Source organism: Paenarthrobacter nitroguajacolicus (genome assembly GCF_031455195.1).
Classification (GTDB): Bacteria; Actinomycetota; Actinomycetes; order Actinomycetales; family Micrococcaceae; genus Arthrobacter; species Arthrobacter nitroguajacolicus_D.
In genome coordinates this window covers 591,345-606,503 of record NZ_JAVDSH010000002.1, presented here as the reverse complement: position 1 = coordinate 606,503, position 15,159 = coordinate 591,345, and the positions used below count along the sequence as shown (strand labels likewise).

12 protein-coding genes and 1 pseudogene are annotated in these 15,159 nt (G+C 63.5%); 4 read left to right on the top strand and 9 right to left on the bottom strand.

Annotation, left to right across the window (positions count from 1 at the left end):
* Window positions 1–47 precede the first annotated feature (47 nt).
* Together J2Y68_RS06430 and J2Y68_RS06425 are read right to left on the bottom strand one after the other, a co-directional pair.
* Window positions 48–971, bottom strand: a complete 924-nt coding sequence (locus J2Y68_RS06430; protein ID WP_211711124.1) for a carbohydrate ABC transporter permease — start codon at window positions 969–971, stop codon at window positions 48–50.
* A gap of 39 nt (window positions 972–1,010) precedes the next feature.
* A complete protein-coding gene (locus J2Y68_RS06425; RefSeq protein ID WP_309991184.1) occupies window positions 1,011–2,042 on the bottom strand; it encodes an ABC transporter permease in 1,032 nt (343 codons plus the stop codon).
* A 287-nt stretch (window positions 2,043–2,329) separates the two neighbouring features.
* Between J2Y68_RS06425 and J2Y68_RS06420 the strand changes: the two genes are divergently transcribed.
* Window positions 2,330–3,349 (top strand): formylglycine-generating enzyme family protein, encoded by a 1,020-nt coding sequence (locus J2Y68_RS06420; protein ID WP_309991181.1) that lies wholly within the window; start codon window positions 2,330–2,332, stop codon window positions 3,347–3,349.
* 1 nt (window position 3,350) lies between these two features.
* On the opposite strand, the gene J2Y68_RS06415 is transcribed toward J2Y68_RS06420, so the two are convergent.
* The 6 genes from J2Y68_RS06415 to J2Y68_RS06390 form a co-directional block, all read right to left on the bottom strand.
* Window positions 3,351–3,908, bottom strand: coding sequence for a DUF5666 domain-containing protein (locus J2Y68_RS06415; RefSeq protein ID WP_309991178.1), 558 nt, complete (start codon window positions 3,906–3,908; stop codon window positions 3,351–3,353).
* 101 nt (window positions 3,909–4,009) lie between these two features.
* Window positions 4,010–5,518: an Asp-tRNA(Asn)/Glu-tRNA(Gln) amidotransferase subunit GatB gene (gatB, locus tag J2Y68_RS06410; protein ID WP_309991175.1), complete on the bottom strand. Its 1,509-nt coding sequence runs from the start codon at window positions 5,516–5,518 to the stop codon at window positions 4,010–4,012.
* Window positions 5,518–7,071 (bottom strand): Asp-tRNA(Asn)/Glu-tRNA(Gln) amidotransferase subunit GatA, encoded by a 1,554-nt coding sequence (gatA, locus tag J2Y68_RS06405; RefSeq protein WP_309991172.1) that lies wholly within the window; start codon window positions 7,069–7,071, stop codon window positions 5,518–5,520. Before gatA ends, gatB begins: the two co-directional genes overlap by 1 nt.
* A 6-nt stretch (window positions 7,072–7,077) precedes the next feature.
* The gene (gatC, locus tag J2Y68_RS06400) at window positions 7,078–7,374 is read right to left on the bottom strand and encodes an Asp-tRNA(Asn)/Glu-tRNA(Gln) amidotransferase subunit GatC (protein ID WP_211711130.1); all 297 of its coding nucleotides are present in this window, start codon (window positions 7,372–7,374) and stop codon (window positions 7,078–7,080) included.
* A gap of 65 nt (window positions 7,375–7,439) precedes the next feature.
* On the bottom strand, window positions 7,440–8,549 hold the full coding sequence (locus J2Y68_RS06395) for an AI-2E family transporter (protein ID WP_309991168.1): 1,110 nt from the start codon (window positions 8,547–8,549) through the stop codon (window positions 7,440–7,442).
* A 13-nt stretch (window positions 8,550–8,562) separates the two neighbouring features.
* Window positions 8,563–9,441, bottom strand: coding sequence for a cytochrome c oxidase assembly protein (locus tag J2Y68_RS06390; RefSeq protein ID WP_309991164.1), 879 nt, complete (start codon window positions 9,439–9,441; stop codon window positions 8,563–8,565).
* 94 nt (window positions 9,442–9,535) lie between these two features.
* Here J2Y68_RS06390 and J2Y68_RS06385 point away from each other — a divergent pair.
* Window positions 9,536–11,049: pseudogene (locus J2Y68_RS06385) on the top strand (LCP family protein).
* Window positions 11,050–11,097: 48 nt separating this feature from the next.
* Here J2Y68_RS06385 and J2Y68_RS06380 read toward each other — a convergent pair.
* Complete coding sequence (locus tag J2Y68_RS06380; RefSeq protein WP_309991161.1) at window positions 11,098–12,594, bottom strand: CitMHS family transporter; 1,497 nt, start codon at window positions 12,592–12,594, stop codon at window positions 11,098–11,100.
* 199 nt (window positions 12,595–12,793) lie between these two features.
* Between J2Y68_RS06380 and J2Y68_RS06375 the strand changes: the two genes are divergently transcribed.
* Both J2Y68_RS06375 and J2Y68_RS06370 read left to right on the top strand, forming a co-directional pair.
* A complete protein-coding gene (locus tag J2Y68_RS06375; protein ID WP_309991651.1) occupies window positions 12,794–14,482 on the top strand; it encodes a sensor histidine kinase in 1,689 nt (562 codons plus the stop codon).
* A complete protein-coding gene (locus J2Y68_RS06370) occupies window positions 14,475–15,134 on the top strand; it encodes a response regulator (protein ID WP_211711134.1) in 660 nt (219 codons plus the stop codon). Before J2Y68_RS06375 ends, J2Y68_RS06370 begins: the two co-directional genes overlap by 8 nt.
* The last annotated feature ends 25 nt before the right edge of the window (window positions 15,135–15,159 follow it).

Here is a 15,159-nt window from a genome sequence, read left to right as displayed (position 1 = left end):
GCTTCATGGTGTGTTGTGTCAGTTCTTTGGCGGGTCCGCGGGTGCGGTCAGCCCTTCACTGCGCCGGTGATGACGCCCTTGGCGAAGTGCTTCTGGAGGAACGGGTAAACCATCAGGATGGGGACCAGGGCAACCACCACCACGGCCATCTGGATGGACTGCGGTGGAGGCGTGGTGGTGATTCCGAGCTGATCTGCGGCACCGCTGCCCTGGACTACGAAGTTGCGGAGCAACAACTGGATGGGCCACTTGGAGTGGTCGTTGATGTAGAGCAATGCATTGAAGAAGGAGTTCCAGAAACCAACCGCGTAGAACAGCCCGACGACGGCGATCACGGCTTTGGACAGCGGCATGACGATCCGCCACAGGATCTGCCAGTCGTTGGCGCCGTCGATCCTGGCGCTTTCAATCAGCTCCCCGGGGATGTTCATGAAGAAGGACCGCATCACCACAAAGTTGAAGGCACCGAAGATGCCGGGGAGGATCAGCGACCACAGGGAGTCCAGCAATCCCAGCTGACGGATCATGAGGAAGGACGGAATCAGGCCCGGCGCGAAGAGCAGAGTGAACAGGACCGCGAGGATCACCGGCCGGCCGAAGAGGACAGTGCGGCTGGTGGCGTAGGCCATGGTGATGGTCACGAACAGCGCCAGGATGGTGCCTACTGCCGTGATCAGCATGCTCACACCCAGGGACTGCAGGACCATGGGGCCTTTGAAGATGGTGGCGTAGGCCTCCAACGTGGGCCGTTCGGGCCAGAGGACGAAGCCGCCTGCCTTGACGAGCTGTTCCGTATCCGCAAGGGACGTCGAAACCACCAACAAGATGGGGGTCAGGATGGAGATACTGAAGACGATCAGGACTACTGCTTTGACCGTTTGGTAGAGCGCGGAAGGCTTTTCCTTCCACACCGGGCGTTTGGGGTTGTACGTCAGTTCCCGGGGTTTCCTGGTGAAAAGTGTTGTTGCCATGGGTTCTCCTTGTGCGGCAGCTGCGCGGGCCAGCGGCTCTCAGCGCGCTTGTTTTGCGAAGATTCCGTCTTCTCCGAAGCGGTGGGCAAGTTTGTTGGCGCCGTAGATCAACAAAGCGCTGACCACACCCTTGGCGAGCCCGGCTGCTGCGCCTGAGCTCCAGCCACCGCCCACTACGCCGGTGTAGTAGGTAAAGGTGTCCAGCACTTCCGCAGCTCCGGCCCCAACGGCGTCCCGCTGCAGGATGAACTGCTCAAATCCGACGGAGAGGATGTCCCCGATTCGCAGGATCAGGAGCAGGACGATCACGGGTCGGAGGCCGGGAAGGGTAATGTGCCACATCCGGCGCCAGCGGCCAGCACCATCTGCTGCGGCTGCTTCATAGAGCGAGGCATCAATGCTGGCAAGGGCTGCCAGGAAGATGATCATGGCCCAGCCGGCATCTTTCCAAATCATCTGGACCACCACCATGACCGGAAAAGTCTCGGGGTTGGTCATGAACGGAATCGGGTCCATGCCCCAGTCGCGGAGCAGGTTGTTGACGAATCCTGCACCACCGAGCATCTGTTGGAAGAACGCGATCACCAGCACCCAGGACAGGAAGTGCGGGAGGTAGGCGATGCTCTGGAAGATCTTGCGGACGCGGGTGCTGATCAGCGAGTCGACAATCAGCGCCAGTACCAGGGGCACCGGGAACAGGAAAACCAGTTGCCACGCCGCCAGGTACAGGGTATTCCAGAAGGCGTGGAGGAAGTCCGGGTTTCCGAACAGCTCCACGAAGTTCTGCCAGCCCACCCACAAGCTGTCACCGATGCCCAAGTAGGGCTGGTAGTCCTGGAACGCGATGACGTTGCCAAGGATGGGAATGTAGAAGAAGAGCAGCAGGAAAGCTACGCCCGGCACCATCATCAGGAGCATCTGCTTATCGCGTCGCAGGCGTGACCGGAAGCTTTGCTGCGGGGCCTTGGCCTTCCGCTTCTTTGGACCGGCCCCCGGCGGCTTGCTGCCCGCCCTGGCCGGGACTCGGCGAGCTTCGGGCAATGCCGGAGCCTGTTCCGTCGTCGAGTTCATGCTGTCTCCTCAAGTGCTGAGCCGAAATCATCAGTGTGATTCAGGCCACGCTCGTTAACCGTTTAACAAACGATAAGTGACGCTTCCCACTTTTGCAAGATCATGATCGAAACTGAGCGCAGAAATCAGTTTTCATCACTTTGTCCGGACGGTCGCGGTTCCTCCATGGCGCTTCCTCCATGGCGCTTCCTCGGTGGCGCGAGTGGTGTGCACGGTGGAAACGGGTGCGTGTGGCACAGCACGCCCCGCTAAAGTACTAGCAAGCGGATTTCAGACAGAAGGTTCACATGGCAGATTGCTGTAGCCCAGGCACCGGAGCCCGGGCGCGTTCCGATCAGGGCCGGCCCCTCGGTCCGGGGCAGCCCCTCCCCCTGCCAACGATCCGTGACCGCCCAGTGGCGAGTACCGCCGTCGAAAACGCAGCGTCCTTAACGGCGGAAGCCGACGTCGAGATTCCAGCCGGCACCTTCGCGATGGGCGATCCGTTCGGCGAAGGCTACGACGCGGACGGCGAATCTCCCGTGCACGAGGTACGGATATCTGCGTTCCGAATCAGCGCCACCACCGTAACCAACGAGGCGTTTGCCGGCTTTGTCGACGCCACCGGGCACCGCACCGAGTCCGAGCTGTACGGAACCTCGGCGGTGTTTCACCTGGCCGTGAAAGCCAGGCCGGAGGACATCCTGAACCGGGTGGAAGCCGTCCCCTGGTGGCTCAACGTTCGCGGAGCAGACTGGGCACACCCGGCGGGGCCCCTCTCGCACTGGACTGACATCCCGGACCACCCGGTGACCCATGTGTCCTACAACGATGCGCTGGCGTACTGTGCGTGGGCGGGCCGCAGGCTCCCCACGGAAGCCGAGTGGGAGTACGCCGCGCGCGGCGGCCTGGCCGGGCGACGCTACCCGTGGGGCAACGAACTCCTCAAAGGTACTCCTGGCGAGGCCGCCCACAACTGCAACATATGGCAAGGCGAATTCCCGGTCCGCAACGACCTCGACGACGGCTACCTCACCACGGCACCTGCCCGGTCATACAACCCGAACGGCTACGGGCTGTACCAAACCAGCGGCAACGTCTGGGAATGGTGCAGCGACTGGTTCCTGCCCAAGTACTACAGGACGTGCCTCGCCCGCGGCACGGTGGAGGACCCACCAGGCCCCACGATCGGACGCGGGCGGGTCATGCGCGGGGGCTCGTACCTTTGCCACGATTCCTACTGCAACCGATACCGGCTGGCAGCACGGAGTTCCAACACGCCAGATTCAGCCGGGGCCAACCTGGGTTTCAGGACAGTGGCCCTCTGACTCAGGCGCTGCCGTGGCCCCTGTGCCCGTGGCCGGCTTTGGGTCCTGCGGGGAGTTCGCCCGACACGATCCGCGTCGCGGTCACCGTATTGCCGTCCTTGACCCCGCTGGCATGCACTGTGTCACCGGTTTTCAGGTCAGCAACCGTGGCCGACGGCAGCGTGGGCTTGCCCTTGCCGTTCCGGAGCTGCGACAGGTCCGTCGGTATTTTCGCGATCCGCGTTTCGGCGTTGATCGCATACCTTTGGGTGAAGCCGTCTTCGCTCTTGACGGTGACCTCGGAGTCGCTCACCGCTTCGATGGTTCCAGTCTGGGTGACCACCGTGCGATAACTGCCATCCTGTTGCTTCACGACATGTTCGCCGTGGATAGCCTTCCCGCGGGCCTCGGCGGGCTTGGTGTCCGCCGAGGCGGACGGGCTGGGTGAGGCAGTGGTGCTCGACGGCGAAGGGCTGGGTTGGGTGCCCGCCCACACGGCGGCGGCCCCGCCGCCGGTCAACGCGACGGCGATCCCGCCGGCAAGAAGGACCTTGCGAAAACCTGGTGTGATGGTGCCCATGCATCCATTGTGCGCGCGTCCGGACAAAAAGTAGCCCGCTGTGGTGGTGTTCCGGGTTGGAACACCACCACAGCGGGCTACCCGCCGTTCAAGCCAAGGGATCAGCCCTCGACGCCGAGCCTCTCCAGGATCAGTTCGCGGACACGGCCTGCGTCAGCCTGCCCACGGGTGGCCTTCATGACTCCACCCACAATGGCGCCAACTGCCTGGACCTTGCCGCCACGGATCTTGTCCGCGACGTCGGGCTGTGCTGCCAGGGCGGCGTCGATGGCTTCCAGAAGTGGACCGTCGTCGGAGACAACAGCCAGACCGCGCTTCTCGACGATCTCAGCCGGGGCACCTTCGCCGGCGAGAACGCCGTCCAGGACCTGGGTGGCCATCTTGTTGTTGATCTTGCCGTCTTCTACGAGCTTGTTGAGCTCAACGATCACCTGCGGGGTGACGCCCAATTCGGAAGGATCGACGTCGGCGACCTTGGCACGTCCGACGATCTCGCCCATCCACCACTTGCGGGCAACGTCAGCGGACGCACCGGCTGCGATGGTCTCCTCGATGGAGTCCATGACACCCGCGTTGACGACGTCGCGGAATTCCAGGTCGGAGTAGCCCCAAGCTTCCTTGAGGCGCTTGCGGCGCTCGGCCGGCGGTTCCGGAAGGGTGGCGCGGAGCTCCTCCACCCACTCGCGGGAGGCGACGACGGGAACCAGGTCCGGCTCCGGGAAGTAGCGGTAATCGTCAGCGTCGGACTTGGGCCGGCCTGACGTCGTCGAACGCGTATCCTCGTGCCAGTGGCGTGTCTCCTGGATGACCGGCTCGCCGGATTCCAGGACGGCAGCATGGCGCTGGATCTCGTAACGGACGGCGTGTTCGACGGCGCGCAGCGAGTTCACGTTCTTGGTTTCCGAACGGATACCGAAGCGCTCCCGGCCGTGCGGCCGCAACGAAACGTTGGCGTCGCAACGGACGTTGCCGCGCTCCATCTTGGCATCGGAAACCCCAAGGTTCTTGACGATTTCGCGAACAGCCGCAACGTACGCCTTGGCCAGTTCCGGTGCGCGGCTTCCGGCGCCCTCGATCGGCTTGGTGACGATTTCCACCAGGGGAACACCCGAACGGTTGTAGTCCACCAGCGAGTAGTCGGCGCCCTGGATACGGCCGGCAGCGCCACCCATGTGAGTCAGCTTTCCAGCGTCCTCCTCCATGTGTGCGCGTTCGATCTCCACACGGAAGACCGTGCCGTCCTCCAGCTCGATGTCGAGGTACCCGTCATACGCGATCGGCTCATCGTACTGGGAGGTCTGGAAGTTCTTGGGGGTGTCCGGGTAGAAGTAGTTCTTCCGGGCGAAACGGCATGATTCGGCGATCTTGCAGTTCAGCGCGAGGCCGATCTTGATGGATGACTCCACTGCGGTCTTGTTGACCACCGGGAGGACACCGGGCATGCCGAGGTCTACTTCGTTGACGTTGGTGTTCGGCTCGTCACCGAAAACGTTCGGGGCGGAGGAGAACATTTTCGTCTTGGTGTTGAGCTCCACGTGGACCTCGAACCCCAGGACGGGATCGTACTTCTCCATGGCCTCTTCGAAGCTCAGGGTTGCGTCGACGGACATTAGTTGGAACCTCCGGCGGTAGTTGAAGCTGAACTAAGCTCAGGCGCCTGGGCGAGCATCGGGCCGCCCCACTTTTCTTCAAGGATGGATTCAAGGACCGCACCCACGCGGTACAGGCGGGAATCCTCGCGGGCCGGGGCCAGCAGTTGGATGCCAACAGGCAGGCCGTCTTCGTCAGCCAGGCCGCCCGGCAACGACAGTCCCGGAATGCCGGCCAGGTTGGCCGGAATCGTCGCGACGTCGTTCAGGTACATCGCCAAAGGATCGTCCAGCTTCTCGCCCAGCTTGAACGCCGTGGTGGGCGCCGTCGGAGAGATCAGGACATCGGCCTGGGCAAACGCGGCGTCGAAGTCGCGTTGGATCAGGGTGCGCACCTTCTGGGCCGAACCGTAGTAGGCGTCGTAGTAGCCGGCGCTAAGCGCGTACGTGCCAAGGATGATGCGGCGCTTGGCCTCGTCACCGAAACCTGCAGCGCGGGTGGCAGCCATGACGCGCTCAATGGTCATCGGACCATCCTTGGGGAGAGCCCGCAGGCCGAACCGCACGCCGTCGAACTTGGCCAGGTTGCTGGACACCTCGGAGGGCATGATCAGGTAGTAGGCGCCCAAGGCGTACTTCAGGTTGGGGCAGGAAACCTCAACGATTTCCGCGCCGGCATCCTTGAGGAACTGGAGGGACTCGTTGAAACGGTTCTCGACGCCGGCCTGGTAACCCTCGCCGTGAAGTTCCTTCACAATGCCGATCTTCATGCCTGCAACGTTGCCAATGCGGGCAGCAGCAACCAGGTTGGTGAATGGGTCGGTCAGCGACGTGGAGTCGAAGGGGTCGTGTCCGCCAATGACTTCCTGCAACAAGGCGGAGTCCAGGACGGTGCGTGATACCGGCCCAATCTGGTCCAACGACGACGCCATGGCAATCGCGCCGTAACGGGAAACGGCGCCATACGTCGGCTTCACGCCAACAGTTCCAGTGACGGCGCCGGGCTGGCGGATGGAGCCACCCGTGTCCGTGCCGAGAGCGAGCGGGGCCTCAAAAGCGGCGACGGCGGCCGCTGAGCCACCGCCCGAACCGCCCGGAATGCGGTCAAGGTCCCACGGGTTGCGGGTAGGGCCAAAAGCCGAATGCTCCGTGGAGGAGCCCATGGCGAATTCGTCCAGGTTGGTCTTGCCCAGGATCGGCATCTTGGCTGCGCGCAGCTTCTTCACCACGGTGGCGTCATACGGGCTGTGCCAGCCCTCAAGGATCTTCGAACCAGCGGTGGTGGGCTGGCCGATGGTGACAATCAGGTCCTTGACCGCGATGGGCACGCCGGCGAGGGCGTGGAGTTCCTCAGCGGCGGCACCGCCGGCAGCGCGGGCGGCGTCAACCTCGGCGGCAACTGCCAGGGCTTCCTCGGTGTTGACGTGCAGGAAGGCATGTACCTGGCCATCGACGTCGGCAATCCGGTCGAGGTGCGCCTGCGTCACCTCAACAGCGGATACCTCGCGGGAGGCCAGCTTGGCTGCGAGATCGGCAGCGGAGTGGCGGATGAGTTCGTTCTTTAGCTCAGTCATCAGTAATTAATCCTCATCCAGGATTGCCGGGACCTTGAAACGGTTCTCGAACGCATCCGGAGCGCCGGACAGTGCCTGCTCAGCCGTGAACGTGTGGCCCACAACGTCCTCACGGAACACGTTGGTCAACGGAATCGGGTGCGACGTGGCTGGCACGTCCTCCCCCGCGGCTTCGCTGACGGACTTCACTGAATCGACGATGACAGCGAGCTCGCCGGCCATCCTGTCCAGTTCTTCGGCACTCATTTCAATGTGAGCCAGACGCGCAAGATGCGCGACGTCGTCACGGTTGATCGCAGCCATGGATCTCCCCTGCAAAGTTCAAATGGTTTTCCGAACCAGTCTACTTGGCCGGGCACGCGGCTCGGTCAGCCCTCTGCCGCAACTGCTTCCGCGTCCGGTCCCGGTTCAGGTGCCTGATCCGGTTCCGGCTCGGACAGCGTCTTGTAGACGGTCCATCCAACGGCGGTCACGGGAACGGCGAGCAGTGCACCCACGATTCCGGCGATCATGGTGCCGGCAGCAAGGGCCAGCAGGATCGCCAGGCCGTGAATGCTGAGGACCCTGCCCATCAGGATGGGTTGCAGGAGGTGGTGTTCCAGCTGGTTTGCACCGATGACGACGGCCAGCACAATCAGGGCCGTCACAGGACCATTGGAGATCAGGGCGACGGCGACCGCCAAGGTTCCCGCGGCCGTAGCGCCGATGATCGGGATAAACCCTCCAATGAAGACGAAGGCGCCCAGCGGTAACGCCAAGGGAACGCCCAGGATGGCCAAGGCCACCCCAACAATGATTCCGTCAGTTGCGGCAACGATGGCAGTTCCGCGGACGTAGCCGCCCAGGACGACTGCGCTGCGTTCGATGGCCATGTGCGCTTTGGGGCGGCGTTCGGCGGGCAGGAAGCCGATGAGGAAGTTGCGGATCTTGTGCCCGTCCTTGAGGAAGAAGAACAGGATCACAGCCATCAGCACCATTCCGGCCAGGATTTCCCCCAACGTCCGTGCCCCGGTCAGCGCCTCCGTACCAAACGAGCTGGAGGTAAAGAACCGCTGTACCGATTCGCGGGTGTCGTTGATCTGGGCGTCGCTCACAGGGATTGGTCCGGAGGTCAGGAATTCGTGGAGGTGGTCGAGTCCGGCAACCGCCTTCGCTGTCAGGTCCTTCGACTGTGCCCGGATGAGGAACACGATCCCCGTAACAATCCCGCCGAATACCACGAGGATTCCCACGAACGCGGCCAGCACGGCGAGGGCGCGCGGCCAACCGTGCCGGGCAAGCCAGCGCACCAGCGGCGCGATCGCAGCGGCCAGGATCAGGGCGATCGTGAGCGGGATCAACACCAATGGCACCCGGGTCAGCGCCCAGATAACGGCCCAGGCCAATGCCCCTACCGTCAGGGCCTGGACGGAGCGGATGCTGACACGTCCCAGACCATCGGCCCATATCGCAGGCAGGCCGGTGCGAAGGTCAGGCATGACGATCTCCTTTTCAGCGCCCTCGAAGGTGTTGGGCGTTCAGTTCTTCCAGTTGCTCGTCGGTCAGGTCGTCGAAGCCCCGGGCCTCACGCTTGTCACTGCGCGAAAACCGGATGAACATCAGGATGATGAGCGGCAGGTCCACGATTTCACAGATAAACCACAAGGCATCCCCCGCCAACCGCTGGTCACGCAAGGGATCCGGGAACCAGCCCAACGCCGCCTGCGTCGTCATGACATGATCGAGCACCTGCCCGTTGAGGCGGAGCAGGATGCCGGGGACCGCATCAACCAGGAGCTCGATGAAGACAAAGACGAACTCCAGGGTGATGTAGGCGCTGGACCGCTGGAAGTCGGCTTCCTCAATGATGGGCAGTGCCATGAGAAGGCCCAGCAACGGAATCAGGAAGGTCAGGAGAGCCTGGGCCAAAGGATCGGCCCGCAGGGTGTGGAAGGCAGGGGTCAGGAATGTGGAGAACAGCGCCAAACCCAGGAGCGGCGCGGCCAGCGAGTTGCTGACGAAACGCACGGCGGGATGAGCCAGGACGATGTTCAGCCTCTCAATGCCGCGGGGAGGCAAGGCGGCTCGGGCCAGTGAGATCGGCCTGCCCAATCCGATCAGCAGTGGTACCACGAACAGGAGCAAGGAGACCTTGACCGTGAAGGCCCACCGCAGGTCTGAACCATAGACCCCGAGGAACCCGCAGGTAAGCACAGCCAAGGATCCAAGCCCCAGGACATAGAACGCGACGGTTCGCCAGAGGGGCCAGCGGTGGCCATTGGCCGCGGCAGACTTCAGTCCAAGACCGTAGAGCACGCCGAAAGCACTGATCATGATCACAGCTGCCCAGTCGATCTGCCAGGCGCTGACGAGGACATCAAAGGGCGGCACAGGGAAATGATAGGCACCTATGGGCGCGCTTGGGTATTTCCCAGAATCGCTCAGTAGCATAGGCCCGCCCCCGCCCAGAGGAAAGGCCAGTGCCGTGATCGGTCGCCACGAACGCCCCGCCCCCAACTCACCGGATGGTGATACTCCCCGCTACCCCGGACAAGGAAGCCTCGTAGAGGAAAGTACCGGCGTAGCGCGCCGCAGACGCCCCCGCTGGCTCCGGATTGGGGTCATCGTGGTTGCTGCTGCAGTGGTTGGAATCCTTTGCTTTGGCGGCTACTGGCTGTGGCGGCTTCAGTCGAACATCTCCACTACTTCGCTTGGCGCAGGGGGCCAACGAAGCGAAGGTCCGGTTGATGACAGGAAGGACCGCCTGCAGATTCTGGTGCTGGGAAGTGATACCCGAAGCGGTAAGAACAGCCAGTACGGAACTGCGGACCAGTCCTCCGGCTACGGGCAGTCGGATGTCATGATGCTGGTGGACATTTCCGCGGACAACAACCACGTGAACGTCATCAGTTTTCCCCGGGACCTCCTGGTGGACGTCCCTGCATGCAAGGACCAGGCAAGCAATGAGCAGCACGACGCCCGCCCGGGCGTGATGATCAACAGCGCCATGGCCGAAGCCGGAATCGGCTGCGCTGTTGACACCGTCAACAAGCTCACCGGGCTGGAAGTGGACCATTTCATGATGGCCGATTTCAACGCAGTCAAAGAGCTGACCACCACGGTGGGTGGGTGGACGTGTGCGTCAATTCCGCCGTCGACGATTCCGATTCAGGACTTCACCTCCCCAAGGGGACCTCCCAAGTGCAAGGCGACCAGGCCTTGGCTTTCCTCCGGACGCGCCACGCTTTTGCCGACGGCGGAGATCTGGGCCGCATCAAGGCCCAGCAGTCCTTCCTGGGCTCCCTCACCAGGAAACTGAAGTCCGAGGGGACACTCGGCGACCCCCAGAAGCTGCTGAGCATCGCCGATACGATGACCAAGAACCTGACGGTGGACACGGGCCTGGCCTCGGTTCCTGCCTTGCTGACTATTGGCGACCGGCTCAAGAACATCGACCCCGCCAAGGTGGACTTCATCACCGTGCCCACCGTCCCGGCCCCGTCCGATCCCAACAGGCTCGGACTGGATGAACCCGCGGCGTCGAATCTCTTTGCTGCCCTCAGGAACAGTGCGGACCTTGCCCAAGCCGGAACTCCCTCCCCCACGCCGTCAAGCTCCGCGGCGAAACCTGCCTTTGACAAAGCCCTCCAGCCCATCAGCATTGCCAATGGAACCGGTGTTTCAGGCAGAAGCAACGCAATCGCGGCCTTGGTCACGGCTGCGGGCTACACCAAGACCGTCCGTCTGCAGGGCCAACCCCGTGCCCAGACGATGGTGTACTACCAGGCCGGCTTCGCCGACGTCGCGGCGGACATCGCAGGGATGTTCGGCCTCCCGGCTGCAAACGTCCAGCAGGTGACAGGCATCCAAGGCGTGCAGCTCTATGCCGGTGAAGACTTCGTTTCCGGCGACAAGCCGACCCAAAGCACCACGCAAGGCAACATCCCCGCACAAACGGCAAATGACCAGACCTGCCAGGCTACGAACCCTGCAGGCTGATCATTTTCCGTCAATGTGGGGGCCGGGCAATCCTGCCACCCACGTCGGTCAGCCGATGCCGATGGCTCCGGTCAGGACTCCGACAGCCAGCATCACGATCGAGATGACTGCCGTCCGCCACAGGACCTTCTTGTGGTGGTCACCCAGTTCCACCTTTGCCAGCGACACCAGCAGGAGGATCGCGGGCACCAGCGGGCTCTGCAGATGGAAGGGCTGGCCGGTGATGGAAGCGCGGGCCATGTCCGCTGCGCCCACACCGTAGTGCGCTGCGGTTTCGCTCAGAACAGGCAGGACACCGAAGTAGAACGCGTCGTTGCTCATGAAGAACGTCATCGGGATGCTCAGGACGCCTGTGATGATGGCCATGAACGGACCCATCTCGGCGGGGATGATCTGGACCAGCCACTCGGACATTGCCTTCACCATGCCAGTACCGTTCAGGACACCGGTGAGCACTGCGGCGGCCATGACCATGCTGACCACGGCGACGATGGACGGTGCGTGGGCGATCAGCTGGGCGCCTTGGTCCTTGACCTTGGGGAAGTTGACCAGCAGGGCGATCGCGGAACCGACCATGAAGACGAACGGCAGGGGAACAATGTTGGCGACCAGCGTGACCATAACAGCCACGGTGAGGACCAGGTTGAACCAGAACAGCTTGGGACGCAGGGTCTTGCGGTTGGGGTCCAGGGCGGTGTCGGCCATGGCGGTGTCGTGCTCGTCCACCAGTACTTCGGTGCGTTCCAGGACTGCGACGCCGGAACCTCCGCCGGTGCCAGGCTTGCCGACGGCGGCGGTTGAGCCGGTACGGCCGAATCCGAAACGACCCTTGCCGGAGCCCGGGCCGCCGGCGACAGAACCGCCACGTCCGGTGCCGCCGTCGAACGCGTCAGCAGGATCGGCGATGTCGCCCCAGATCTCCGGAGCGACCGAGCGGAGGCGGTTGCGTTCCTGCAGGCCGAGCAGCCAGGAGAAGACCATCACAACGATCAGTCCAACAATGAGCGAGGGGACCATCGGAACGAAGACGTCGTTGACATCGAGCTTGAGCGCAGTGGCAGCGCGGGCAGTGGGGCCACCCCACGGCAGGATGTTCATGGTTCCGTTGGCGAGGCCGGCTACGCAGGTGAGGACCACGGGGCTCATCTTGAGCCGCAGGTAGACGGGGAGCATCGCGGCGGTGGTGAGGATGAAGGTGGTGGAGCCATCACCATCGAGGGAGACCGCTGCCGCCAGGATCGCAGTGCCCAGGACAACCTTTGCCGGGTCGTTCCCCAGCTTGCGGAGGATGAACTTGACCAGCGGGTCGAAGAGCCCGACGTCGATCATCAACCCGAAGTAGATGATGGCGAACATCAGGAGCGCAGCCGTTGACGTCATGGACTTCATCGAATCCATGACCATGGGCCCGATGCCCAAGCCTGCCCCTGCGAAGAGACCAAAGATGGTGGGGACGATGATCAGCGCCAGAACCGGCGTCAACTTTTTGGTCATGATCAGGACCATGAATACCGCAATCATTGCGAATCCAAGCAAAACCAGCATGGCCGGCTCCTTTACTACTGTGAAGGGCACCACATCGATGTGATGCGCACTACAGACAATAGGGTGGCGCCGATCACGGACCGGGGTTTCGGGGAATTGTTCAGGATAGTGCTCATTGCGCACGTTTTGCGCATTGTGCTCAGTGCTTCAATGGAGCAGGAGGAAAGGAGCGAAGGTGCCGGTTTTCAGCAAGGTGGGTATGCGGTTCTCCACCCAAACCCTCCTCCTCCAACTCGGAGTGGTCCTGCTGGTGGTCCTGCTCAGCGGCGCCGTCCATGCCTGGTTGGTGTACGGACGGATCGGCGACGAAGCCGAAAACCAAGCCCTCACCCTCGCCAGGACAGTAGCGGCGGATCCGGACATCAGGACCAACGTCCAGGAGATCAGCAAGGAAGAAGGCACCCCACCGGCAGGTGTGCTGGCGGTGGGGCCACTCCAGGCTGCGGCCGAAGCGGTGCGGGTGCGCACCGGAGCCCTGTTCGTCGTCATCACGGACGAAACAGGCCTCCGCCTCGCCCACCCCGACCTTGCCCGGCTGGGTGAACGCGTGAGCACCGACCCCTCCGTTGCCCTCGCCGGGAAGGAAATCACCACCCGCAATACGGGCACGCTGGGCCCCTCAGCCGGCGCCAAAGTACCCGTCTACTCGCCAGACGCTGCCGGCACCATCGTGGGCGAAGTCAGCGTCGGCTACTCCATGGAGTCCCTCAGCAACAGCCTGGGACGGGACATCCTGCCCATCGCGTTCACCGCTGGCGGGGCCCTCCTTGCCGGCGTCCTGGCCTCATTCCTCCTTCGCCGCAGGCTCCAAAGACTCACCCTGGGCCTGGAACCCGAAGAGATCAGCACCCTGGTCCACGATCAGGTGGCTGTCCTGCAGGGAGTGGATGACGGCGTGATCGGCATAGCCGCCGATGGGCGGATCTCCGTCTTCAACGCAGCCGCCTCCCGCCTCCTGGACCTCCCCGACGCCACCGGCCAGGACTGGGCCACCGCGGATGTTCCCGAACAGCTCAAGCAGCTGACGCAACCTGCAGCGCGGGATGCCGAGCCCGTCGAGATCGTGGCGGGCGGCAGGGTCTTGGTGGCCAGTGCGCGCAAGGCATGGCATCGGAAAGAGGACCTCGGCTGGGTTGTCATGCTCCGCGACCGTACCGAACTGCAGCAACTGACACGCCAACTGGACGCGGTTGGGACCATGTCCACGGCCCTCCGCGCCCAACGCCACGAGTTCGCCAACCAACTCCACACCATCGCCGGTTTCATGAGCATCGGACAACACGATTCCGCAAAGGAATACCTTGAAAGGATTTCCGCCACCGGTCCCCTGAAATTTCCCGTTGAGCAGGCCGAGCTCCTCCAGGACGCCTACCTGCAGGCCTTTATCGGCGCCAAGGGAGTGGAGGCGTCCGAACGCGGAGTGACCCTGCGCGTCGGGCCGGAGACATTGGTCCGTGGACACGTCGCCGATCCGCAGGACGTCACAACAGTGCTCGGCAACCTGATAGACAACGCGGTGAGTGCCGCCGTCGCCGGTTCCGCCGCGGACCGTTGGGTGGAAGTGGAACTGCTGGACGACCCGGCCGCGGACGGCGGCACCCTGCACCTTGTCGTGGGAGACTCCGGCGACGGTCTGGGAAACCTGGACCCCGAGGAAGTCTTCGCCGAAGGATTCACGACGTCGGCACAACCGGTACGCTCGGGGGCTGGACAAGGATTGGGGCTGGCATTGGTGCGGCAACTCGCGCGGAGGCGCGGAGGCGATGTCCGCGTCCTGGACCGCGGCAGCGAAGGTGGCCCGGGCGCGGTCTTCATGGCCACCATTCCCGGGGTCATGGATGCCGAACGCCCCACAGGCTCAACGGAAAGGGAGGACCTCCGTGGTTGAGGATCTGAGGGTGCTGATCGTCGATGACGACTTCCACGTCGCAAGGCTCCACGCGGCGTACGTCGATTCGGTTGCGGGCTTCATGGCCCTGGCGCCGGCGGGATCGGTATCCCAGGCTCTGCAGGCGATCCACAGCCTGCGCCCGGACTTGGTGCTGCTGGACGTGTACCTGCCCGACGGTTCCGGCCTGGACCTGCTGGGGCAACTGGACGTTGATGCCGTGATGCTGACTGCCGCCTCGGACGCGCAGTCCGTCCGGGTTGCCCTCCGGCGGGGCGCCTTGGGCTACATGCTCAAACCATTCACCGCCGAAACCCTGTCCCAACAGCTTCGGTCCTACGCCCGCTACCGCAGGATCCTCGGACAACAGCCCAGCATTGACCAGGGCACCATCGAACGGGCCAAACGCTCACTCATACCAGGGGACGTGGCGCCGTCGGCCAAACCCCGGTCCGCCACCGAAGCCGCGGTCCTGGAATCCTTGCTTCCAGGCGAACAGTACTCCGCTGCCGAAGTCGCGGAGCGGGTTGGCGTTTCCCGTGCCACGGCCCAAAGGTACCTGTCATCGCTCGCTGATGATGGCGCCGTCGAGATCCAGCTGCGTTACGGAACCACGGGCCGCCCGGAACACCGGTACGGCGTTCCGGGCTGACCCAACCAGGTACGTTCTGCGCCTC